Annotated in this window: 22 protein-coding genes and 6 tRNA genes; 12 read left to right on the top strand and 16 right to left on the bottom strand. The window is 41.0% G+C overall.

All coding sequences use genetic code 11. The features are described 5' to 3' along the window. Positions 1 to 14: 14 nt before the first annotated feature. Positions 15 to 1,046, top strand: a complete 1,032-nt coding sequence (locus KKF19_01195) for a hypothetical protein (GenBank protein ID MBU2579570.1) — start codon at positions 15 to 17, stop codon at positions 1,044 to 1,046. Between the two features lie 154 nt (positions 1,047 to 1,200). Here the strand turns inward: KKF19_01195 and KKF19_01190 are convergent, their stop codons facing one another. The 9 genes from KKF19_01190 to KKF19_01150 form a co-directional block, all read right to left on the bottom strand. Then, the gene (locus KKF19_01190) at positions 1,201 to 1,641 is read right to left on the bottom strand and encodes a hypothetical protein (protein MBU2579569.1); all 441 of its coding nucleotides are present in this window, start codon (positions 1,639 to 1,641) and stop codon (positions 1,201 to 1,203) included. A gap of 157 nt (positions 1,642 to 1,798) precedes the next feature. Beyond that, positions 1,799 to 1,882: transfer RNA gene (locus KKF19_01185), tRNA-Leu, on the bottom strand. An 8-nt stretch (positions 1,883 to 1,890) separates the two neighbouring features. Then, the gene (gene rplS, locus KKF19_01180; GenBank protein MBU2579568.1) at positions 1,891 to 2,262 is read right to left on the bottom strand and encodes a 50S ribosomal protein L19; all 372 of its coding nucleotides are present in this window, start codon (positions 2,260 to 2,262) and stop codon (positions 1,891 to 1,893) included. Then, on the bottom strand, positions 2,255 to 2,959 hold the full coding sequence (locus KKF19_01175; protein MBU2579567.1) for an RluA family pseudouridine synthase: 705 nt from the start codon (positions 2,957 to 2,959) through the stop codon (positions 2,255 to 2,257). Before KKF19_01175 ends, rplS begins: the two co-directional genes overlap by 8 nt. A 1-nt stretch (position 2,960) precedes the next feature. After that, a tRNA-Ala gene (locus tag KKF19_01170) sits at positions 2,961 to 3,032 on the bottom strand. 113 nt (positions 3,033 to 3,145) lie between these two features. Further along, a tRNA-Val gene (locus KKF19_01165) sits at positions 3,146 to 3,222 on the bottom strand. An 11-nt stretch (positions 3,223 to 3,233) separates the two neighbouring features. Then, positions 3,234 to 3,307, bottom strand: a tRNA-Ile gene (locus KKF19_01160). A 14-nt stretch (positions 3,308 to 3,321) separates the two neighbouring features. Further along, positions 3,322 to 5,145, bottom strand: coding sequence for an ATP-dependent zinc metalloprotease FtsH (gene ftsH / locus KKF19_01155; GenBank protein MBU2579566.1), 1,824 nt, complete (start codon positions 5,143 to 5,145; stop codon positions 3,322 to 3,324). A gap of 66 nt (positions 5,146 to 5,211) precedes the next feature. After that, a complete protein-coding gene (locus tag KKF19_01150) occupies positions 5,212 to 6,093 on the bottom strand; it encodes a S1 RNA-binding domain-containing protein (GenBank protein MBU2579565.1) in 882 nt (293 codons plus the stop codon). 95 nt (positions 6,094 to 6,188) lie between these two features. Between KKF19_01150 and KKF19_01145 the strand changes: the two genes are divergently transcribed. Genes KKF19_01145 through KKF19_01110 form a run of 8 tightly spaced genes read left to right on the top strand, consistent with a single transcriptional unit; the run spans position 6,189 to position 14,113 of the window. Then, positions 6,189 to 6,803, top strand: a complete 615-nt coding sequence (locus tag KKF19_01145) for an MBL fold metallo-hydrolase (GenBank protein MBU2579564.1) — start codon at positions 6,189 to 6,191, stop codon at positions 6,801 to 6,803. 4 nt (positions 6,804 to 6,807) lie between these two features. Beyond that, entirely contained in the window at positions 6,808 to 7,122 is a 315-nt protein-coding gene (locus KKF19_01140; GenBank protein ID MBU2579563.1) for a hypothetical protein, read from the top strand. A gap of 15 nt (positions 7,123 to 7,137) precedes the next feature. Then, on the top strand, positions 7,138 to 11,142 hold the full coding sequence (gyrA, locus tag KKF19_01135; protein ID MBU2579562.1) for a DNA gyrase subunit A: 4,005 nt from the start codon (positions 7,138 to 7,140) through the stop codon (positions 11,140 to 11,142). Between the two features lie 7 nt (positions 11,143 to 11,149). Beyond that, positions 11,150 to 11,686, top strand: coding sequence for a class I SAM-dependent methyltransferase (locus KKF19_01130; protein MBU2579561.1), 537 nt, complete (start codon positions 11,150 to 11,152; stop codon positions 11,684 to 11,686). A gap of 52 nt (positions 11,687 to 11,738) precedes the next feature. Continuing rightward, the gene (locus KKF19_01125) at positions 11,739 to 12,959 is read left to right on the top strand and encodes an extracellular solute-binding protein (protein ID MBU2579560.1); all 1,221 of its coding nucleotides are present in this window, start codon (positions 11,739 to 11,741) and stop codon (positions 12,957 to 12,959) included. Beyond that, the gene (locus KKF19_01120; protein ID MBU2579559.1) at positions 12,956 to 13,360 is read left to right on the top strand and encodes a pilin; all 405 of its coding nucleotides are present in this window, start codon (positions 12,956 to 12,958) and stop codon (positions 13,358 to 13,360) included. The genes KKF19_01125 and KKF19_01120 overlap by 4 nt, the downstream gene beginning before the upstream one ends. 12 nt (positions 13,361 to 13,372) lie before the next feature. Beyond that, positions 13,373 to 13,744 (top strand): pilin, encoded by a 372-nt coding sequence (locus KKF19_01115; GenBank protein ID MBU2579558.1) that lies wholly within the window; start codon positions 13,373 to 13,375, stop codon positions 13,742 to 13,744. 21 nt (positions 13,745 to 13,765) lie between these two features. Beyond that, complete coding sequence (locus KKF19_01110) at positions 13,766 to 14,113, top strand: pilin (GenBank protein MBU2579557.1); 348 nt, start codon at positions 13,766 to 13,768, stop codon at positions 14,111 to 14,113. A gap of 77 nt (positions 14,114 to 14,190) precedes the next feature. Here the strand turns inward: KKF19_01110 and KKF19_01105 are convergent, their stop codons facing one another. Both KKF19_01105 and KKF19_01100 read right to left on the bottom strand, forming a co-directional pair. Beyond that, positions 14,191 to 14,538 (bottom strand): hypothetical protein, encoded by a 348-nt coding sequence (locus tag KKF19_01105; protein ID MBU2579556.1) that lies wholly within the window; start codon positions 14,536 to 14,538, stop codon positions 14,191 to 14,193. Between the two features lie 83 nt (positions 14,539 to 14,621). Further along, the gene (locus KKF19_01100; protein ID MBU2579555.1) at positions 14,622 to 15,917 is read right to left on the bottom strand and encodes a hypothetical protein; all 1,296 of its coding nucleotides are present in this window, start codon (positions 15,915 to 15,917) and stop codon (positions 14,622 to 14,624) included. A 215-nt stretch (positions 15,918 to 16,132) separates the two neighbouring features. Between KKF19_01100 and KKF19_01095 the strand changes: the two genes are divergently transcribed. Next, positions 16,133 to 16,215: transfer RNA gene (locus KKF19_01095), tRNA-Leu, on the top strand. Positions 16,216 to 16,245: 30 nt separating this feature from the next. Here the strand turns inward: KKF19_01095 and KKF19_01090 are convergent. From KKF19_01090 to tsaD, 5 genes are all read right to left on the bottom strand, one after another. Beyond that, positions 16,246 to 17,919 (bottom strand): VanW family protein, encoded by a 1,674-nt coding sequence (locus tag KKF19_01090; protein ID MBU2579554.1) that lies wholly within the window; start codon positions 17,917 to 17,919, stop codon positions 16,246 to 16,248. Between the two features lie 116 nt (positions 17,920 to 18,035). Then, positions 18,036 to 18,590: an Hsp20/alpha crystallin family protein gene (locus KKF19_01085; protein MBU2579553.1), complete on the bottom strand. Its 555-nt coding sequence runs from the start codon at positions 18,588 to 18,590 to the stop codon at positions 18,036 to 18,038. A gap of 11 nt (positions 18,591 to 18,601) precedes the next feature. Then, entirely contained in the window at positions 18,602 to 19,381 is a 780-nt protein-coding gene (locus tag KKF19_01080) for a PrsW family intramembrane metalloprotease (protein ID MBU2579552.1), read from the bottom strand. A gap of 164 nt (positions 19,382 to 19,545) precedes the next feature. Beyond that, the gene (locus tag KKF19_01075; GenBank protein MBU2579551.1) at positions 19,546 to 21,594 is read right to left on the bottom strand and encodes a valine--tRNA ligase; all 2,049 of its coding nucleotides are present in this window, start codon (positions 21,592 to 21,594) and stop codon (positions 19,546 to 19,548) included. Between the two features lie 60 nt (positions 21,595 to 21,654). Next, the gene (tsaD, locus tag KKF19_01070; protein ID MBU2579550.1) at positions 21,655 to 22,701 is read right to left on the bottom strand and encodes a tRNA (adenosine(37)-N6)-threonylcarbamoyltransferase complex transferase subunit TsaD; all 1,047 of its coding nucleotides are present in this window, start codon (positions 22,699 to 22,701) and stop codon (positions 21,655 to 21,657) included. 31 nt (positions 22,702 to 22,732) lie between these two features. On the opposite strand from tsaD, the gene KKF19_01065 reads away from it, so the two are divergent. After that, positions 22,733 to 22,807 (top strand) — tRNA-Glu (locus KKF19_01065). 53 nt (positions 22,808 to 22,860) lie between these two features. Further along, positions 22,861 to 23,286 carry a hypothetical protein gene (locus tag KKF19_01060; GenBank protein ID MBU2579549.1) on the top strand — a complete coding sequence of 142 codons (426 nt, stop codon included), beginning with the start codon at positions 22,861 to 22,863 and terminating at the stop codon, positions 23,284 to 23,286. Positions 23,287 to 23,346 lie beyond the last annotated feature (60 nt).

Here is a 23,346-nt window from a genome sequence, read left to right as displayed (position 1 = left end):
GATAAAATCTTAATATGGAAAATATGGAGAAAGGTCCAAAAATTAGTGTGGTTGGGAATGCTTCTTTTGAAAAAAAAGAGCAGGCCAAAAAAGAGGCGGAGCAGGCCTTCTTTGACCATTTTGAATCATTGCCTCTGCGAGCGCGAGAGCAGTTGGCCAAATTTGAATATCCAAAATCGGAAAAAGAACTTGCTCTAATTGATTTTGCGAATCAAGAAACAAATAAATTAATGCGCGAAGCAGGCGTGGAGACATACAATATTTCGGCGGAAAATTACCATATTATACCCCCAGAATTATATAAAGAGATTATTGGCAGCGGCAACCATAGCGCAGGGGCTTTTTTTGTCAAACAGGGGGTTGTCTTTAACGCCGAAGAATACAGAGATAATCTTGCTCATTTTGGCTCAGTCGCTTTTCACGAGACATTGCACCTTAAGGGATATTATTCTATTGAAGTTGAAGAAAAAAATGAAAAAGTCGAAAAAACATCCTACAGAGAAGGAATGACTGTGGGATCGTCGCAGAGACATGACCATTATGGAGGGCAACATAGGCACTTCGTCGGACTGCACGAAGCGATTGTTTCGGCTCAAGAAAAAATTTTCTTAAGCAAACTTTTTGAAACGCCAGAAATGAAAGAGGAAAAAGAATGGATGATGTCGGATGAAGCCAAGAAATTTAAGAAGGAATTAGCGAAAAAAAAGAATATTTCAGAGGACGAAATAATTTACGTGAACAAAAAATGCGAGGGCGGTTGGTTTTTTTCCTATCTTCCTCAGAGACAAACTCTTGATTATGTTTGCGGCGAGATACAAAAAGAATTTCCAAATCAGTATCAAAGCGCGGATGATGTTTCTAAAGAGTTTTTGAAGTCGCATTTTACTGGACATCTTTTGCCTATCGCGCGTCTTGTTGAAAAAACTTTTGGCGAGGGAAGTTTTCGTTTGCTTGGCAATATGACCGACAAAGATGAAAGCGGCATATTACATTTTGAATCGCTGAAAAAAGCGAGAGCGCGGCAAGTTAAGAATAAAGCAAAATAGTTTTTCAACCTCCTAAGCGAGTGGCAAGAGAGATTCGCCTAATTCGGCTATCGGATAGCCGAATGGGGTGTTAGACGTTGAACGTCTAATATGTTGGCGGAAATAAAATGGCCTCGATTATTATTTAATCAAGGCCACGGGGAATTAGTTATTTTTACGCTTTGCTAAGATCTCCGATAACTACTGCGTTCTCACCCATCATAATTCGTTCAAACGCGGTTGGCACTCGTTCAACCTTTCCAGGTGGCATCCAAAATCCAGCCCTATCCGCGCCTGTTTCAGCGCAATCCCATCTCAAGCAACCGACTAATTGTAGCGGGTTTTTGTTGTACACGGTGGCGTAATCTGATATTTTAAAATCTTTTTTTGCCGGGGTGTATAAAGTAATTGGATCGCCGATAAAAATTACATGTCCACACCAAGCGCACCTGATAGCCATTTTTTCAAGACATTGATGGCAATATGGCGTTTTACCGTCTTCAAAAGTAATTTCAGTGATTGTCCCTTCGCCAAACGCCACTATTTTATCCTTTCTTTTTGTAGTGTGTCCACATTCAGCGACAATTTTTCTTTCAAAAAACGAAAATAGACTCATCTTATCCCTCCTTTTTGGTTGTTAAGTTACGGGTTTTTTGATTGGGGATAGGATACGATAGATTTTAAAAAATAGCAAGGGGGAATCAAAAAAAACGCCGGGTGGCGTTTTTTTAAATGGGGGCTGCCCCCGTTGCGAGGGTAGCCCCCAGTCTTTGTGCCCAGGGAGGGATTTGAACCCTCACGCTCTTGCGAGCACAAGCCCCTCAAGCTTGCATGTCTACCAGTTCCATCACCTGGGCGGCGGGGGCTATTTTTCTTTTTTCTTGGCGGGCTTTTCTTTTATTTCTTTGAGGCGAGATTCCTTAGTTGATTTGTGGCGGATGTAGTAGAGTTTGGCTTGGCGGACTTTGTGTTTGCGGATGACTTCTATTTTTTCAATAAAAGGCGCGTGGATTGGAAAAATTCTTTCAACGCCAATTCCTTGGCTGATTTTTCGGACGGTGATGGTGGAATTAATTCCTTTGCCGTGCTTGCAGGCAATAACCAAGCCCTCAAAGATTTGAATTCTTTGTTTTTCTCCCTCTTTTATTTTTTGGTGGACGCGGATAGTGTATCCGGTCCTGATTTCGGGCAAATCGCTTTTTATATTTTTTTTGTTGAACGCGTCAATTTTATTCATAAATTTTTTCAAGGTCTTTAAGAACTTCTTTTAGGTCCTGCGGAAGTTCTGATTTGAACGCAATCATCTTACCATCAGTTGTTTGAAATTTCAAGTAGTAGGAATGAAGAAATTGCCTTGAAAGGTTTTTGGGGCAAGGTTGTCTTTTGAATTTATATTGTTTGTCGCCGGCGATGGGGTATCCAATGGATGCCAAATGGATTCTGATTTGGTGTGTCCGCCCCGTTTTTGGCATTGCTTTGACGAGGGTGTATTGTTTATAATATTCCAAGACCTCGTATTCGGTCCAAGCGGGTTTTGATTTTTCTCCCAAAAGGGCGCTTCTTTTTTTGTGGTCTTTTTTTGATTGGCTGATTGATTTGGTAATTGTTCCCTTTTTGTCTTTTATTTTTCCCACGACTAAGGCCAAATATTCTTTTTCCACCTTTCTATCTTGAAATTGCTTTTTAAGATAATTAAAACTTTGGTTGTTTTTCGCGACAACCATCAATCCCGAAGTGTCCTTGTCCAGCCGATGAACGATTCCCGGCCGCAAGGGATCTTCCCCAACTCCTTTAATTTCTGGATATCGCGCCACAATTAAATCCGCCAATGTGTTTTTCTGTTCTGGCTTTACAGGGTGGACGGTCAAATCAGCTGGTTTTTCAAGAACAAGAAAATCATCGTTTTCGTAAATAATTTTGAGGGTGATAGACATGTGGACCAGGCGGGAATCGAACCCGCGACCTCCTCCTTGCAAAGGAGGCGTTATACCACTAAACCACTGGCCCGTACTATGATAAAATACCAGTATTTTAGCCGAGTGGCAAGTAATCCGGGGACTGTCCCCAAGAGGGGACAGTCCCCTTTGCGCGGAAAATCCCGCGTTATGCGGGATTTTTATTGGTGGGCGATACTGGATTCGAACCAGTTACCTCGTCGATGTCAACGACGCGCTCTAACCAAGTGAGCTAACCGCCCGAAAAAACGCGTGGGCGCGCCTGGATTCGAACCAGGGACCGCCTAGATATAAGCTAGGTGCTCTAACCAGCTGAGCTACGCGCCCGGCGATATCATACCCTAAACCTTTCTTTTTAGCAATCTTTCAAAGTCCTTTCTTTCGATCGTTTCTTTTTTGATTAGTTCTTTGGCGATTCGGTCTAATTTCTTTCTGTTTTTGATTAAGATATCTTCGGCGACTCGGTAGGCGTTGTCAATAAATTCGGCGATTTCTTCGTCAATTTGTTTTGCTATTTCTTCAGAATAGTCCTTTCCATTCGCCATTTCTCGTCCTAAGAAAACCATTTCTTCTCGTCCGCCAAAAGTTCTCGGTCCCATTTTTTCGCTCATTCCATATTTAGTCACTAAACGGCGGGCGAGTTCGTTTGTTTTTTGAAGGTCGTTGGAAGCGCCAGTGGTGAGCTCGTTAAAGACGATTTTTTCGGCAGCGTATCCGCCTAAAAGGACGGCTAATTCATCCATAAACTCGGAACGGCTGTGGAGGTGTTTATCTTCAATAGGGAGTTTGAGAGTATAGCCAGCGGCTGAACCGCGGGCGATGATGGAAACTTTTTGGACTGGGTCGGCGTTGGGGAGAAGGGTCGTGAGTAGGGCGTGTCCGGCTTCGTGGTAGGCGGTGATTTCTTTTTCTTTTTTAGACAAGATGTGGCTTTTTCTTTCGGGTCCTAAAATGACTTTTTCAATACATTCCAAAAGTTCGCTTTGCCCGATGATTTTCTTGTTCCGCCGCGCGGTTAGAATCGCCGCTTCGTTGACTAAATTTGCCAAGTCGGCGCCGGAAAATCCAGGTGTTCGCTCGGCGATTTCCTTGAAATTGGCGTCTTTGCCCATAGGTTTATTGAGGCTGTGAATTTTAAGGATTGCTTCGCGGTCTTTAATGTCGGGCAGGTCTAAAATGATGCGGCGGTCAAATCGGCCCGGGCGAAGAAGCGCTTGGTCAAGAACATCGGGACGGTTTGTAGCGCTGATTAAAATTACGCCTGTGTTCGGGTCAAATCCGTCCATTTCAACTAAAATTTGATTGAGCGTTTGTTCTCTTTCGTCGTGTCCGCCGCTCAGTCCGGCGCCTCTTTGGCGTCCGATGGCGTCTAATTCGTCAATAAAAATTAAAGAGGGCGCGTTCTTTTTGGCGGTCTGGAAAAGGTCGCGAACTCGGGATGAGCCGACGCCGACAAACATTTCCACGAATTCTGAACCAGAGACGCTGAAAAATGGAACGCTTGCTTCGGAAGCGATGGCGCGCGCCAAAAGGGTCTTGCCTGTGCCAGGCGCGCCGATAAGCAAAACGCCCTTGGGAATTTTGGCTCCGAGGTCAACGAATTTCTTGGGGGTTCTAAGGAATTCAACTATTTCGCTTAGTTCTTCCTTGGCTTCTTTCAATCCAGCGACATCTTTGAACGAAACCCGATTTTTTTTGTCTTCGGGTCTAATGAGGCGCGCTCTGGAACGACCGAAAGAAAACGCCTGGCTCTGCCCGCGTTGAGCGCCTCGGAGCATAAACCAAAAGAAAGCGCCGATTAAAAGAAGAGGGAAAAGAAAAGGCAAAACGGTGCCGAGCCAAAAAGCCGCGCCGCTTTCTCCTTCCACTTCCAAATTGATTAGTTTTAGTTTTGCTGTTTCAAGTCCGTAATTTTTGAGCGATTCGGTCAGCGAGGCCTCTCTTTCTTTGGTCGCGCTTTCAACTGTTCCGCCTTTTAATTTAATTTCAAGCGCGTCACCTTTGATAGTGATGGTTGAAATCTCTTCATTGTTAATTCGCTCAACCAGTTGGGTCAGCGAAATTTGAGTCGGCTCTTCAACGCCGCTGTTAATTAAAGCGAAAAATCCGGCGATTGAAAGAAAAACCAAAAAAGCGATGAGTAAATTTTTAAATAATGTTTTCATAATGGGTATTATAGCAGAATGTTTGGATATGGCAATAAGTTAAAAACCCCCTTGCGGGGGCTTTTTTTATTCTTCCTTTGTTTCTTCTTTGGTCTCTTCTTTGACTTCTTCTTGAGGTCTTTCTTTGAGCGCTTTGAGGGAGAGGGCTACTTGACCGTTTTGGATGCTGATGATTTTCGCTTTTACTTTTTCGTTTAATTTAAGGACTTGGCTGGGGTGGTCAATTCTTCTCCATTCTAATTCTGAAATGTGCGCCAGGCCCTCAATGTTTTCGTCAAATCTTATGAAAGCGCCGAAGTTAGCGAGCGTGGCGACGGTTCCCTCAACGATATCTCCTTCTTTGTATTTAAGGAGGTCTTCTTTGGTCTTGCCAGCTTGGGCGGCTTTTTCGGAAACAACCATTTTTTCTTCTTTTTTATCAAGATTGATGATTTTAACAGTCATGTCTTTTCCAATAAATTGGTTAAGTTGCTGGAGAATCGCGTTTTTATCGCCGTTTTCAACGCGGGGATAATTTTCGTGCGATAATTGGGAGACGGGCAAAAAGCCGACTAAGTCGGAAAACCTGACGACTAATCCGCCGCGGTTTGCTTCCATGACTTTGACGGTGATAACATCATCGCTTTGCCTTTTTGCTTGAAGGTCTTTCCAGATTTTTTCCAGATGCGCTTCTTTAAGAGAAAGTTCAACGAAGCCATCTTCGTTTTCGGGATCTAAAACCAAGGCGGAAATTTCTTGTCCGACCGCCAATTCCTTGAGCATGACGCGGTTATCTTTCAATTCTCCGCCGTAAACAACGCCTGTTCCCACAGGACCGAGTTCTACAATAATAGCGCTTTTGCTAATTTTGATAATGCGGCCTTCAACGATATCTCCGGCTTGAGGCAAAGAAACAGCTTTTTTTTCTTTTTCCAACAAGTCCTTCATGATTTGAGATTCTTTTTTCATAATATAATATTAACTTCCGAGAGTATAACGCAAGATTATCAACTTGGCAAGAGAAGGCGGGTGTGATAAGATTTAAAAAGCTGGAAATTTAATTTATGATTATTAACTGGTACGGGCATTCTTGTTTCAAGATTGCTAATCAGGGCGGGCATTTGGTTATTATAATTGACCCTTTTGACAAGGGGGTTGGTTTGAATCCTCCAAAAGGGAACGCGGATATTATTGCGGTTTCGCGCAATCATAAGGATCATAATAATATCAAAGCGATGAGCGGCGAACCCTTTATTATTAACGGACCGGGCGAATACGAAGTGAAAAATATTAGGATTATTGGGGTCTCAAGTTTTCAAAATACAATTTATTTAATAGAAACCGATGGGATTAGAATTTGTCATTTGGGCGATTTAAGACAGGAGCGACTGACGGACAGACAGTTGGAAGCGATTGGACAGGTTGATGTTCTAATGGCGCCCGTTGGCGGCGGCGAGACAATTGGAGCGAAAGAAGCGGCTAAAATATCAAAGCAAATTGAGCCGCAAATTATTATCCCGATGCGATACAAACTGCCGGGATTGAAAGAGAATTTAGCGGGAGTAGATGAATTTCTGAAAGAAATGGGGCTGGAAGAGAAAACGGCCGTTGACAAACTGACGCTTAAAAAGAAGGACTTTACGAATGGAGGGATGGAAGTGGTTGTGATGAAGATTTAAAACAATGAATATCATTGATTTTATTGAGAAAATTCAGAATAAGCCGCGAGTTGTTCGCGTTCGGATTCTTTGGGCATTTGTTTTGGTTTGCTCGTTTTTTGTTGTTTCCTTTTGGGTCGCTTCTTTGAAGTATTCTGTAAAAGAGGTTTCTCAAACGAAGGAGAAAATTATTAAAGAGACACCTTCTTTAATGGAAGCGTTAAAAGCGAGCGTAGGGGCTTTATTTGAAGATAATATAGTAGAAGAGGAAATTGAAATTGGGGACAGTCCCCAGAATACAAAAACGGTTAAGCCGATAAGATTGCCAGTGAGCAAATAATTTTGTTTTTTGTTTATGGAAATAGGATATATAAAAAAACGGGCGATTACGGACGAAATGAAGGATTCGTATTTGGCTTACGCAATGAGCGTAATTATTTCGCGCGCCTTGCCCGATGTTCGCGACGGACTTAAACCGGTTCACCGGCGTATTTTGTATGCCATGCATCGGATGGGGCTGAACAGTTCCGCTAAGTTCCGCAAGTCGGCGACAATCGTGGGGGAGACGCTCGGCAAATATCATCCGCATGGGGATATGGCTGTTTATGAGTCAATGGTCAAGATGACACAAGAATTCCACGCGCGATATCCGATGGTCAAAGGGCAAGGTAATTTTGGCTGTTTTACAAAAGATACAAAAATTAAATTAACTGATGGACGAGATCTTACTTTTGGAGAACTTATTAAAGAATATAAAAAAGGGAAAAGAAATTGGACATTTTCTTTTAATTCGGACAATAAAGAAATAGAAGTTGCTGAAATAAAAAATCCTAGATTAACTCGTAAGGACGAAAAAGTAATGGAGATAACGCTGGATAACGGAAAAAAAATTAAATGCACATTAGACCATCTTTTTATGGTCAGAAACGGATCTTATAAAAAAGCTAAAGATTTAAAGCCAAGCGATTCTTTGATGCCGCTTTACGATGAAATTTACCAAGGCGAAGATGCTAATCTAAAAGGCTACGCGGTAGTTCGTCAACCATTTAAACATACATGGGATTTTGTTCATCGTTTGGCTGACAAATGGAATTTGGCTAATAGAGTTTATAAGAAAAACAAAGGCAAGATTAGACACCATTTGGATTTTAATAAATTAAATAATAATCCAGATAATATTTTAAGATTGCAATGGGGAGAACATTGGCAATATCATAAAGAAATTGCTTCTTGGCGTCATAAGAATGATGCGGGATATGTTAAAAAAATTGCCGAAGGAAGAAGAAAATTTTGGGCGAAGAAAGAAAACAGAGAAAAGGCGGCTTTGATGTTGTCAGAATTGAACAAAAAAAATTGGAAAAATCCCGTTTATCGAGAAAAAATGAGTGAGATGGTTAAAGAAGCTTGGTCAAATCTTGAATATAGAGAGAGAGCGAGTCAGGTATCGAGCAGGAATATGAGGAGCTTATGGCAAAGAAAAGATTTTCAAGAGTTAATGAGCGAGTCAAAATCGAAAGAACTTAAGAAAAAATGGCAAGATGAAAAATACAGGGAGCGAATGTCTCAAATGATGAGAGAAATTTCTTTGGAAATTTGGTCTGACCCAAAACATAGAGAATATATTTCTAAATTAACAAAAGAGAGATTTGAGAATCCTGAAGAAAGAAAGAGACAGAGTGAGATGTCAAAAAAATTATGGCAAAATCCTGAATATCGAGCAAAATATCCCGATGATCATTTTAGCCAAATGGCTAAAAAGTTGTGGGAAAACCCAAAAACGCGAGAATTTCATAGTAAAAAAGCGACAGAACAATGGCAAAATCCTGAATTTAGTAAGAAAATGAGCGAATTAACAAGCGCTCGCAACAAGCAGCGTTGCAAAGAAAATCCTGAATTTATGAAAGATTTGGCGGGGAAGGCAAAAGTTTCTTTGCTTAAAAATTGGCAGAACCCTTCATATAAGAAAAGAGTAATTAAGAGTAAAATTTTAGGATTTGTTCACTCTCTTTTGGGCAAGCGTAAAAAAATAACTCCTGAAATATACGAGCGAGAAAGAACTAATAATGGTGTTCCAAAACTTGAGAACGCATTAAATTATTTTAGCAATTTTTCGGAAATTGTATCCGAATCTAAAAAATATAATCATCGGATAGCAACGGCGAAAATTCTTCGCAAAAAAGAGGATGTTTATGATTTAACCATAGAGCCGCATCATAATTTTTGTCTTGGGGCGGGAATTTTTGTTCATAACTCGATGGATGGGGATAATGCAGCCGCGCCAAGATATACGGAAGCGAAGATGAATAAGATCGCGGAGGAGATGTTGGCTGATATTGACAAGGAGACGATTGATTGGGTTGATAACTATGACGGGAGCACCAAAGAGCCGTCTGTTTTGCCGGCGAAACTTCCACAATTACTTTTAAACGGAGGGATGGGGATTGCCGTCGGGATGGCGACCAACATTCCACCTCATAATTTGGGCGAATTGATTGATGGCATTATCTATTTGATTAGCAACCCTAAGGCGACGGTCCAAGACCTTTTCCAATTTATTAAGGGTCCTGATTTTCCGACGGGCGGAGAAATTTATGATAGACAGGGAATGATTCAGGCGTATAGTAGCGGACGGGGTCCGATTGTTTCGCGCGCCAAAGCGGAAATTGTTGAGGAAAAGGCGGGAAAATTCCAGATTATCGTGAAGGAAATGACATACGCAGTGAATAAAGCGAATCTTATTATTAAAATAGCGGATTTAGTTAAAAGTAAAAAACTTCAAGGGATTAAAGAAATTCGCGATGAGTCGGATAAAGATGGCGTCCGATTGGTCATTGGTTTAAAAAGCGATACCCAGCCGCAGAAAGTTCTTAATCGCTTGTTCAAACTGACGGATTTACAGAAGACATTTCATTTAAATATGCTTGCTTTGGTTGATGGAATTCAGCCGCAGGTCTTGTCGCTTAAGGGTGTTTTGGACGAGTATGTCAAACATCGTCGAACGGTCGTCACGCGTCGCGCTCAATTTGAGTTGAAACAAGCGCGCGAAAGGGAACATATTTTGCTCGGCTTAAACAAGGCGCTTGATTTTATTGACGAAGTTATTAAGACGATCAGGAGCTCGGCTGATAAAGATACGGCTCATAAAAATTTAGTCAAAAGATTTAAATTAAGCGACCTTCAGGCGTCGGCTATTTTAGAAATGCGACTTCAAGCGCTCGCTGGTTTGGAGCGGCAGAAAATTAAAGATGAACTGGAAGAGAAAAAGAAAATTATTAAAAAGTTGGAGGCCTTGTTGAAGAGCCAAAAGAAAATTATGGACTTGATTAAAAAAGAGTTAGAGGAATTGAAAGAGAAATACGCAGATAAAAGACGGACAAAAGTTTTTAGCCGACCAGTGGGAGAATTGACGGACGAAGAATTAATTCCTCAAGAGGAAAATATTATCATTTTAACCCGAGGCGGGTATATTAAAAGAATGAATCCGCAAGCGTACAAATCGCAGAAAAGAGGTGGCAAGGGAGTGGTTGGCATTACTCCGCGGGAAGAAGACGCGGTTGGACATTTTATTTCCGCTTCAACTCACGACCCAATTTTGTTTTTCACCAATCAAGGGCGCGTTTTTCAAATAAAGGCGTATGAGATTCCGGAGGCGAGTCGCGTCGCGCGCGGACAGGCGATTGTTAATATCTTGCAGTTGGGAGCCAAAGAAAAAATCGCGACAGTTCTTGATATGAGTGGCCCTGTGGAGGGGAAATATTTGGTCATGGTGACTAAAAATGGTATAATCAAGAGAACTAAAATAGATGACTTCAAAAATACGCGGAAAAGCGGATTAATTGCCTTAAAGTTAAGCGCGAGTGATCGATTAAGATGGGCTGTTCTGACTTCCGGCAAAGATGAAATTGTTTTGATTACCGCTAAAGGGCAAAGCATTCGCTTTAAAGAAGGCGATGTTAGGGTTATGGGGAGAGGCGCGGCGGGTGTGAAGGGAGTCGCTTTAAAAGAAGGCGATAGATTAATCGGGATGGGTATTGTTGAAGAAAAAGCGGAAAAGAAGAATTTAAAAATATTAGTGGTGACTGAAAATGGGCTTGGGAAGAAAACGGATTTGAAATATTACAAGACGCAGAAAAGAGGCGGAATGGGGATTAAGACGGCGAAAATTGGCGAAAAGACAGGAGATATTGTTGCGGGTCATATTTTGAGTCCAGAGACAAAGGATTTAATCGCTATTTCTAAACAAGGGCAGGTCATTAGAATGGAAGTTAAATCCATTCCCGAATTAGGAAGAGCCACGCAGGGGGTTAAAATTATGCGGCTGAACGGAAACGACAAAGTCGTCACCGCGGCGTGTATTTAAAAAGATTATGTCAAATCAAGTCATAGGACTATCTCGTCCTGAAGAAATTTTGAAACGAATGGGCATTCGCGATAACGCGCAAGTAGCTGATTTTGGTTGCGGGAACGGATATTTTAGTGTTCCTTTGGCAAAAATTGTTAACCAAGGCAAAGTTTACGCAGTTGATGTGGTCAAAGAAACATTAGAAGCGGTTAAAAGCAAAGCGGATTTAGAGGGGATTTCCAATATTGAAACAATTCATTGTAATTTGGAGGTTTTGGGCAGTTCAAAGTTAGATGATAATTCAATGGATTTTGTTTTAATGCGCAACATTTTGTTTCAATCGCAAAAAAAAGAAGAAATTATTAAAGAAGCAAGAAGGGTTTTGAAAGAGGGCGGGCAGTTGGTTGTAATTGAATGGATAGCCAGTTCTGCATTAGCTCCAAAAGGGGGTTGGTTGATTTCCAAAAAGGAGGCGCGTCAATTGGCGGAAAACGAAGGGCTTCTTTTTGAAAAGGAACTTGAAATTGACAGTCAGCATTATGGATTAGTTTTTAGGGGATAACAAACCATTGTCTAAAAAAAAGATTACCATTTTTTATACCTTTATTGCGCCCGTGTTGATTTTTGGGTTAGCGGCCGCTTTCCCGGGTTGTAAATCGGAAGAAGTTACCCAAAATGTAGAATTGGAATTTTGGGGCGTTTATGACGACTCTGATATTTACAAAGAACTGATCAGCGATTTTAATGCGGAATATTCAAACATTAAAATTAATTATTACAAAAAGAATTTCGTCTCGTACGAAAAAGATTTATTGGCCGCGATGGCGACAGGGAGAGGTCCCGATATTGTCATGTTGCACCATACATGGATTCCGAGATACGAAGATAAAATTTTTGCCGCGCCTGAAGATTTAATTTCGTTGAGAGATGTTCAGGATAATTTTGTTGATGTTATTTATGATGATTTTGTAATAGATGGGTTCGTAACGGCTTTGCCTTTGAGCGTTGATACCTTGGCTCTTTATTACAACAAGGATATCTTTAATACAGCTGGCATTCCCAAGCCAGCCAAGACATGGGAGGATTTCTTAGAAGATGTGGAGAAAATAACTATTAAAGACGAAAGGGATAATATTATTCGTGCGGGAGTCGCTTTAGGAACGGCGCGCAATGTTAATCGCTCAACCGATATTTTGTCTTTGCTTATGCTCCAGTCGGGCGTTCAAATGATTAATGGAGAGAAAACAGAGGCCATCTTTAGGGAATCAACAGATGCTTTGCGGTTTTATACTGATTTTGCCAATCCATTGAAAGCCGTTTATTCGTGGAATAATCGGATGGATTATTCAATTGACGCTTTTTATGAAGGCAAAGCAGCGGTGATGTTTAATTATTCTTATCAATTACCAACTATTCGCGCGAAAGCGCCTTATCTGAATTTTGGTATATCGCCGATGCCCCAAATTAAGGGCTCTGAGAAAGATATCAATTATGCTAATTATTGGGGGTTGGCTGTTCCAAGAAATTCTTCCAATGCGAGGGCAGCGTGGAATTTTATAGTTTGGTTCGCGGGAAAAGAAAATTCTCAAAAATATTTAGAGCTGACCAAAAAACCGACCGCCAGGAAAGACCTTGTTTTATGGCAAAAAAATGACGCAGATTTAGGCGTTTTTGCGGAACAATCTTTAACGGCTCGCTCTTGGTATCAGACCGATAATTTAGGTATTGAAACGATTTTGGCGGATATGATAGAATCAGTTGTAACGGGAGAAATGACAATTAGCGATTCTGTGGATAGGGCAGTGAATCAAGTTAATGTTTTAATGAGAAAATGAAGAATTACAGATTTTTAATTTATTTTCTGCTCGCGGGTTTAATGAAGGCGAATATAGTTTGCGCGGGCTATATTACTGGCTCTATCGTTCCTTGCAATGATAATTGCACAATCTGCGACCTTTGGCATTTAGGAAGCAATATTATCAATTTTATTTCGTTTAATTTGGCTCTTCCCGTCGCCGCTCTTTTATTCGCGGTGGCTGGCGTTATGTTTCTCTTTTCGGGCGGGAGTCAAGACGCGGTTACCAAAGCCAAAGGAATTTTTGTAAATACATTTATCGGTCTTGTTATTATTTTCAGCAGTTGGCTTATGATTGATACCCTTTTAAAGACCGTTGCTAAGTCAGAATTTAGCGCCGCGTGGACAAAATTTCCTACATGTATTCAAATTAATAGATAAAATAAAACATTTATGAATTTTAAACTTAAAAAAATAATTTCTTTGTCGGCGGTTTTGTTTTTTATATGTTTAATGATGGGCTTGCCTTTGGCGCGAGTAGACGCGCTGGAAGGAACAAAAGTAACAGGAATTTTTTCAAATCCGCTCACATCGACAAGTTTTGAGGCGTTGATAGAAGATATTATTGATTGGGTCGCGAATATTGGTATTATTATCGCCGTAGGTATGATAATTTATTCAGGCCTTTTGTTTATGATTGCTGGCGGAAGAGACGAGAAGATAACAGAGGCGAGAAAAGCGCTAACCTGGTCTTTGGTTGGTTTGGCGGTTCTTTTAATAGGCAAAAATTGGGTTACTTTAGTTAGAAGTATTTTAGGAGGGTAAAAAGAAAGGAGGTGAGAATTTGTGAAGAATAATAAAAGATTTTTTTCGGCAATTATCGCGTTTTCGCTTGTCTTTTTGTTCGCGGGGACATTGGCCGTTTTCGCGGCAGTTGATGTTGTAAAGGCTGGTCCCACTTCTTTAACAGGCATAACGGATATTTTTGAAACAGTTGTTAATTGGTTTCAAGGTATTGTTCTACTTTTGGGTGTGATGATGATTGTTTGGGCAGGTTTAACTTGGATGACGGCGGGGGGCGTAGATGAAAAACTTACGGAAGCGAGGCAAAGATTAATTTGGGGTTTGGTTGGTATTGGCGTCGCATTATTCGCGGGAGTGGCGCAGACCTTTATTACAAATCTTATAAAATAGAAGTAATTTTTTTGGAATATAAAAAGCCAAGAAGTTTTTGCTTCTCGGCTTTTTGGTTTTTAGGTTTGTCTCGCACCTTAACGGTGGGAAGCAATTTTTGCTTTAATTCGCTCCGTCTTCGTTCCGAAATTTTGGAAACGAAGATAGTCCTTCCCGCCCAAAGAGTCAATTCTGATGACCGTTCGGACGGGGTCTATCCTGATGCGAGTCGTATCCATCAGAATAAACAACGCTTCGGGCCGATTTGATTCAATAATAATATGGTCACCTACATTACGGCAGGCGACTCTCTGACCGGCGGTATCCCGATTAACCTCCTTTCCGCCCGGCGGAACAATGAAAATTCCAGAGGCGGAAACAGGAGCGGAAACAAGAGCGGATTTTTGGATTTCGGCAACGCTTTTGCTTTTCACAGCAAATTTCATGGCCGAAAATCTTAGATACGCTCCCGTTATTAGGAGAGTTATTGCGATAAGTATCGCGCTTCCTGCCAAAATTCGCTTCATCTTTAACCACCTCCTTTAACGCCAGCCACTAATTTACCGAGCGCGAGCAAATCGGATTCCTTTGATCCTTCCACGGAAATTATCTGGCGGGTGATTCCCTTCACATCTGCTGTTGTTTCGGTCAAATTAACAGCTTCTGTTAAAGAGCCCTTCGTTAACTGGGTATACTCCTTCAACATTTCTGTTTTTTTCTGAAATCTTTCTTCTGCCGCCATCATTTCGGCTTTTGCGGCCCGCGTCTTTTCAAAAGCCTTTTGAGCTTCTTCTGAAAAGTTGAGTTTTTCAACTCTAAATGTGGCTATTTTGATTCCGTAAAGTTTTTCAACTTCGGAATCTCGTTCAAATTCAAATAAAAGCTTTATACGAGTGGCATTCTCCTTATAAAAACGGATAATGTCAATGTCATACTTCTCAAATTTATTAAGTTCTTTTTCTTTTTCCAGTTTCCACTTTTCGGGAGACAGCTTTTCGACTAACTCTTTAATCCTTGTTTCCCCTAACTTCTGCTCATAGCGTGGGATGTTTTCTTTTTTCAAGACAAGACCCATCACATTGCTTGCTATTACTTTGAGTGTGTCTGTTTCTTTAATTTCTTTTTCGTCCGAGCCAACCCGTGTTTTGCTGATTTTCGCCTCATCTTTAACTTTTTCAATTTCTTTCGCTTCGTCAATGTAATGATGAGGCGGTCTTTCTAACTGAAGAACGCACTTGATTAAAAACTCTATCTCCGTTCGTTCATCAACGAAGACATCTGCTTCTTTTACTCCGCATATCTTACCGAGTTCGGATTCAATCGCCCCCACCATGCCTTTTTCCATGGTTTTTTCGGTCATTTCAACATGAGTGTCGAGATTGGCGATTCTGTACTGCACGGATCCTTCAACCGTAACTTCTAACTTGTCCCTGCTTAGCGCTTTAGTGGTGACTTCTTGTGTTAATAGCTTTTTGGATTTAGTGTTTTGGGACAATAGATCTTCTATTAATGGCCAACGAAAATTTATGCCTTCCTCTAACATTACAGGGTCGCTGTTTTTTTTGTAGATTCTTTTTCCAAATCTACTGGGTATCCCGAAGTACGCAGTTGGAAGAAGAATGATTGCATTTAACGCTAATACCGCAAGAATTGCGGCAAGCCCCAAATAAGTAAAAGCGAGCCAATCAATCAACGCGCCGCCCAAAAGCGCGCTTACAGCTATTACCCCTACAATACACAATGCCGTTGAGTTCAAGAGGGGTTTTCCTGCTTTTACTACTACTGTTACTTTTCCATCCTTTCCCATCTCTTTTATTTCAAACATTTTTCTCCTCCTTTGTCTGTATATTATTTTTTTAAGGAACTTGCTTTAGGCAAGTCCGTCCTTTTTTCTCGTCCCTAAAACATAACCCTATTGTGCCTCAAATAATTAAAAATGTCAAGTTTTTTTAGGTAATAATTTAGGGACAGTCCCTGCTGCGGGGACTGTCCCTAAATCCTGTTGCCTTTAAGCGAGATTTATTTTAGAATAAAGCAAGAGCGGGCGTGATGGAACGGTAGACATGATAGGTTTAGGACCTATTGAGAGAAATCTCGTGTGGGTTCGAATCCCACCGTCCGCACAATTTGTTCGGCTATCGGATAGCCGAATTTTAGTTGGTGGGGGTTGTGTAGGCGTTGGGGGAGTTGTAGTTGGAGTAGAATATTTGTTCTTCAGTTATTTCTCCGTTTGCGTCGTAAACTTTCTGCGTAAGGACGGCTTTCATTGAGCCGTTTTCTTTTTTTTCTAAAGTATAAGGGCCGTCAATTTTGACTTTTCTGCCGTCATCCGTCGCGTAAAAATTTATGGTTAGTTTCGTCCCCTCAATCGCGGTTTGAATAAGCAAATGCGACGGGGTGTTATTGATAAAACGCAAGTCGGGTTTGGGTTCGTAAATAGTCGCGTCAAATCCCTGGGGGCTGTAATAGACAACAGGGAAAGCGTGGGCTTTTCTTTCGGTGATTTTTAACCCAGAATTGACGGCGGCGCGGAAAAAGGTTGTTGATATTTGGCAAAGCCCGCCTCCGTATTCGGGAATTGTTTGATAGTTTTTAATAACCAATTCGGGCAAAAATCCCTGTTCGGCTCCGCTTCCGCCCAAAAGATTATTAAAAGAAAATTCTTCGCCGGGGGTTAAGATTAGTCCGTTAAATTTGGTGGCTCCGGTTTTTATATTATGAATGCGGTTATTTGGCGAACCAGCGAAATTTGAAGTTCCTTGTCCGACGAGGGCGTTAACGCCAAGTTGATTCGTTTTTTCTAAAGTAATTTTAGGCGACGCCTTGTCGGCAATGATGGTTGTCTTTTTAACCGGCGGGTCGGATAATATATTTGCGATGAGCCGTTCAATTGTTTGCGATTTTTTTACCGCGAAACCTTCTTGGGCGGGAACAAAAATGATTGCCTTATTTTCTTCGGTCTCTAATTGAGCGTCGGCGGCGGGACGGTCAATTGTTTTGGCGATGCTGTTTAAATATTTTTCTATCTTATCTTTATCCAACGCGATGCCAAGTATCTGATTATCCGAATTTTCTTCTTTAATGGCGCTGAATTCAAGCCAGTCAATAATTATCTCTTTGCCAATTGTCCATGAGCTATTTTCAAAAATTAAAGAATAGGGTTGATTAGCCAAGATTAGTTGGGCTTTTTCTAATACCAGACCAGTTTCGTCGTTTTTTACTTCGGGCTCATCGGGTAATAATTTTAACTCAATTGATTGACTAGAAAATGATTGGAATTGATTGAGTAAGTCGTTTAACAACTGTTCTCTTTCAATGACCGTCCCGTCGCTTGAATGTTTTAGGGAAAAATCGTCAATTTCTTCGTTAAAGAAAATTGAAGCGTCTGTCGCCGGTTTTTCAATTTCTTTAAAAATTTCCTTTGTTTGGTCTATAAATTTTTCTTCGTTGATTTTGTATCTTACTGGTATATTTTCGCGTCCCACTAAGGCGAAAAATTGTTCCTTTATTTCATAAAAAAAATTTGAACGATTTCCGATTTGTTTCGCTTGTTCAATCGTTGTTTGGGAATCAATTTCAAATCCCAAGTCGCTTATTTTAGAAGACCATTTTTTTTCTTGGAAGATAAAGTCAATTTCCTGTTCGGCAAATTCGTTCCATCTGTTTTCTAAATTCGCGGCCGCGGCTTGGGGCTCTCGCGCGTCAATTTCAAAACCGCCTATTTTAATTCCATAAGCGATTTTCTGTTGGTTAATTATTTGAAGGGTAAAAGTGGAAGAGATCAGGCCGATCAAGATAACGAGAAAGATAATGGCGATTTTTTTCATGATGTATATTATAGCATAAAAGAAGAATGGGGGCAGCCCCCGTCGCGGGGGCTGCCCCCATGTATCAAAAAACAGGAACGAATGTTCCTGTTTTTAAACTTTGTTAGAATTATATCTTATTCCGCCTTGATTGATATTTTCTTTGTTTTTATCTTTTCTATTTTCGGCAATCTGATGGTTAAAATTCCGTTTTTCATTGAGGCTTGAGCATGGTCAACTTCGACATCAATAGGAAGAATAACCGAACGGGAAAAAGGTCCCCAATAACATTCTTGGTAATAATAATCTTCTTCTTTAACATCCTCGCTTTTTTCGCGATTGCCTTTAATGGTAATCATATCGTTTGCCATCGTAATATCAATGTTTTCTGGTTTAACTCCGGCGATGGTGGACATAATCACGATTTCGTTAGGGGTCTGATAAACATCAATTGTCAACTGTCCCTCGGATTCAGCCATCCAGTCGCCCGCGTCCTTTTTGTCAGCAATGACTTCTTTTTTAGGGACATTAACCGCGGTTGAAATTTTTTCCTTTTTGCGCATTTTTGTTTTTATTTTTTTGGGCCTTGCTTCGGTCTTTTCTTCTTTTTCCATATTTTCTTCCGCGGACAACTTATCTTCCGACCAACTTGCGCCGGTTAATTTTTCAAAAAATGATGATTTTTTTGGCATATTTTTTTAGATTATAATTTACAAACCGATTTATGTTTTTTAAGTTTGCGAAAATAAAAGGAAACAAGAAGCGCGGTCGCGATTAAAAAAATGGCGGCGGAAAAAAAGAATAATAATTTTTGTTCAGAGTCGGTTGCTCGGGATATGGAGACAACAAGGTAATTATAGCAACTATGGAATGTAATGGCAATGGCTAACCCGATTGCAACCATTTTCTTTCTGTTATCGGAATGGAGCAGTCCTTTGGCGAGCCAGTACCCGACTATTCCGCAAGCGAGCGCGTGGACTAATGTCGCTCCCAAAAAACGGAGCGAGATGACGCTAATCGCTTGTCCAATATCCGATGATGGAATTTTAAATAAAACGAGCAAGTTTTCCACAGCGGCAAATCCCAAGCCGACTATAATACAGTATATCATCACATCGGTTGGCTCGTCAAATTCTGAATCTTTGAGGAATTTAAACCTAACAACGGCGTATTTTAGATACTCCTCAACAACGGCGGGAACCAATGTCGCCGCCAAAATAATTTTTAAAAATCCGTTTTGGGGCATTTGAGACAAGATAGACCAAAATTGCAAGTTTGGGTTAAGCGCCCAAACCAAAAGTAGTTCCAAAACAATTGCAAAAGGAGTGATAAGCACTCCCCAAAAGAATAATTTTAAAACGATTGAATTTGGCTCGGGTCGTTGGTCTTTTCTTAAATAAAAAGAGAGCCAGATTAAACTAGGAAGAAGACCAAGGAAGATGTAGAGAAAATAGTGCATGGGGGCGTAATTTTCAATTTTCAATTCTCAATTTTCAAATAATTTCTTAATTTCCAAATTTTCAAATGGCATTTTAATTTCTCAATCTCTAAATTTTTTTATACTCTCTTCTTATTTTTCTTATTTGAAAATTAGTAAATTAATTCATTGAAAATTATTTGAAAATTGAAAATTAGAAATTGAAAATTTTACCTTGGCCATTCCTCAACCATTAAGCAGTCCCTTTTCGCGAAGGGGAGTTTTTGGTAGATTGTTTCTGTGACGAAGGGCATAAAGGGATGAAGCAGTTTTAGAGAATTAAGGAGAACGAAAGCGAGGATTTTTTTTGTTTGGAGATTATCTTGTTTTTTCGCTTCTTCAATATATTTGTCGCAGAAGTCATGCCAGAAGAAATCATAAAGCGAATGGGCGGCTTTTCCAAATTGAAAATTTTCTAAATTTTTGTCTATTTTTTTCGTGATCGCGCTAAGTTTTTTGAGAATTCTTTTATCGGCGGCGGTCAGATTTTTGTTTTTTGCCAATGATTTCGCGTCTGGAACGCTAATTTTTGCGTTTCCGATTTGCTGCAGAGCAAAGCGGCTCGCGTTCCAAATTTTATTAGCGAATTTTTTGCCCATTAAAATATTTTCTTCGGCGAATTTAATATCTTGATTGTTTAAAACCTGATAAATCATGCCGAACCTCGTCGCGTCAGCGCCGTATTGACTGACCAATTCCAAGGGATTGCGGCCGGTTCCGAGCGATTTGCTCATTCTTTGCCCGTCTTTGTTTAAGATAGTCGCGTGAATGATAACATCCTTAAACGGAGGTTTTTTGTTAAATTCCAGCCCGGAAAAAATCATTCTGGAAACCCAAAGATTAATAATATCGCGCGCGGTGCTGACAGTGTCCGTCGGATAAAATTCCCGCAAATCTTTTGTTTTTTTGGGCCAACCCAAGACTGCGAAAGGCCAGAGCGCTGAAGAAAACCAAGTGTCTAAAACATCGTCAACTCCATCAATGGGAATTTTATGCCCCCACCAAATTTGCCGCGAAATACACCAATCCCTAATATTGTTCAGCCAGTCAAAATATACTTTTTCCCATCGCTTCGGGTGGAATTTAACTTTCCCGCCTTCGACCGCTTCCATCGCTACTTTGGCGAGTTCGTCCATTTTTAAAAACCATTGCTGACTAACGAGCGGTTCAATTGCGCGGTCGCAGCGATAGCAATGGGGGATTTGGTGAAGATAATCTTCTGTTTTTTCTAAAAGGCCTTCCTTTTCTAATTCTTCAACAACCTTTTGTCTCGCGTCTAAAACAGACAAGCCCTCAAATTGCGCGCCGGCTTTTTCCGTCATTTTGCCGAGAGTGTTAATAACTTGAATCGTGGGTAAATTGTTTCGCAGGGCGATTTCCGCGTCAGCCATAGAATGGGCGGGCGTCACTTTAACCGCGCCTGTTCCAAATTCTGGGTCAACGGTTCGATCGGCGATTATGGGGATTTCTCGTCCAACTAAAGGAAGAATAATTTTTTGCCCAATTAATTTTTTGTATCGCTTATCCCTCGGATTAACCGCGACCGCCGTATCTCCTAACATCGTCTCCGGCCGAGTGGTCGCGACGGTTATTTGAGGATATTTAATATACCATAAATGCCCTTTTTCTTCTTTGTGTTCAAGTTCCAAGTCGGACAAACTTGTTTGGCATTTGACGCACCAGTTGATAACTCTTTCTCCTTGATAAATCCATCCTTTTTTGTAGTAATGTAAAAAAGCCGCCTTGACCGCGTCTTGATAACTTTCATCCATTGTGAAAGCAGTCCGGCTCCAGTCGCAAGAGGAGCCCATTTTTTTCAATTGTTCTAAAATCAAATTTCCGTATTCCGCGCGCCACTCCCAAATTTTCTCAAGGAATTTTTCTTTTCCTAAAATATGGCGGTTGAGTCCTTCTTTTTTTAATTTTTTTTCAACAACATTTTGCGTGGCGATGCCGGCATGGTCCGTCCCCGGAACCCAAAGCGTTTTGAATCCTTGCATTCTTTTCCAGCGAATTAAAACATCCTGAATAAAAGCGTTTAGCGCGTGCCCCATATGAAGCTCGCCAGTCACATTTGGAGGAGGGATGGCGATGGTGTAGGTTTTAGCCGTTTTCTTTGTCTTAAGATTATCGGGATTAAAATAACCCGACTTTTCCCAAAGTTGGTAAATCTTATCCTCATTCTCTTTTGGTTCATATTGTGTAGGTAGTTCTTTCATCGGCGTTATTATATTGTACCTGATGGGGACAGTCCCCGCAACGGGGACTGTCCCCGTTTGCTAGGCAATTAATTTCAAATTAGCGTTGGCTTGGATTTTTTGGGGGCTGCCCCCGCAACGGGGGCAGCCCCCAAAAGCAGCAACAGCAGCGATCATCGCGGCGTTGTCACAGCAGAATTCTATGGGCGGGACATGGAAGTTAGCGTTGGGGAGATTTTTTTCAATCTCGTTTTTTAGTTGTTTTCTTAATTCTTGGTTTGCTGCCACGCCGCCCGAAAGCATAATTGTTTTTGTTTTGTATTTTTTCGCGGCTCTTATTGTTTTGCTAACCAAGACATCAATCGCAGCTTGTTGGAAAGAGGCGCAGATATCAGAAATAGGGACAGTCCCCAAGGATTGGGGACTGTCCCTAAGGCCTCGGACTAAATAAAGAACGGCTGTTTTTAATCCAGAAAAAGAAAAATCAAAATTGTTCGCGCGAATCATTGGGCGGGGCAAATTAAAAGCGCGCGGGTTTCCCTTTTTCGCTTTTTGGGCGAGAATTGGTCCGCCTGGATAGCCGAGCCCGAGCAATTTCGCCGTTTTATCAAACGCTTCGCCCGCCGCGTCATCTCGCGTTTCTCCAAGTAGTTTGTATTTTCCATAACCTTCCATTAGAATCAATTGCGTATGCCCCCCGCTCACGACGAGACAGAGAATTGGAAATTTTGAATTTTGAATTGACAGGAGCCAATTGGCGTAGATATGGCCTTCTATATGGTTGACGCCCGTAATCGGTATTTTCTGGGCGTAGGCGAGGGCTTTGGCGAAGTTGACGCCGACTAAAAGAGAGGGGATAAGTCCGGGTCCGACTGTGACGGCGATTAAATCAATTTTAGGATTTTTTGCTTCTTTGAGCGCCCTTTCAAAACAGGGTTTGATATTTTTTAAATGAGCGCGCGCGGCTAAATTAGGCACGACGCCGCCGTAAGGAGCATGGACTTTTATTTGTGACGAGACGATATTAGATAAAATCAGACATCCTTTTGAGTCGGCTTCAACCACGGCAACTCCCGTATCGTCGCAAGATGTTTCAATGGCTAAAATAATCATATCTTTACAAATCATATTCTAACTTGTATTATATGACAAGTTTTTCGGCCCTATCGTCTAGTGGTTAGGACTCCAGATTTTCATTCTGGCAACAGGGGTTCGATTCCCCTTAGGGCTACCAGCGGTCTTTGTTTAGTTTTTTAAAAATTTAATAATCATATAAAAGGGGGTAAAATGGAAGTTGATAAAGTAACAAGAGTGTTAGGCGGAGGGGCAGTAGTTGAATTTTATGAAGGTAGCATTTATTTTTCAGAAGATTTTCTTTTCGAAACAAAAATGAATTCGGAAAAGTATCAGGATTGGTCAGATGTTAGCCAAGAATTTTTTGGCGAAATGTCAGAGGACGACATAAAGAATGTCGCGCGGCAAATAAATAAACGAATATGCACAGTGGAAAGTTTATGTCGCGGGGTTGTTTACAATTATGTCAATATTCTTCCCCGAAAAGGGAATGGAACACCCGCGAAAGAACTTGTAAAAATTTCAGATGCTTGTCTTGTGGAAAAAGGAGGCAGGGAACATCTGCAAGGATTCGTAAATGGGAAAAAGTATTCTGTAGCCGCGAAAACGCGGTTTATGGCTGCTGAAATGTCATTGTAGTTTTTTGTAATATGCCGCCGGCAAAAACGCCGGCGGTTTTTATTTTGCTTGCGTTGGGGT

Source organism: Patescibacteria group bacterium, from assembly GCA_018830295.1.
Taxonomy (GTDB): domain Bacteria; phylum Patescibacteriota; class Minisyncoccia; order Portnoybacterales; family UBA2143; genus JAHJSM01.
The sequence above is the reverse complement of the archived record's forward strand: the minus strand, read 5'-3'. Positions and strand labels throughout refer to the sequence as shown.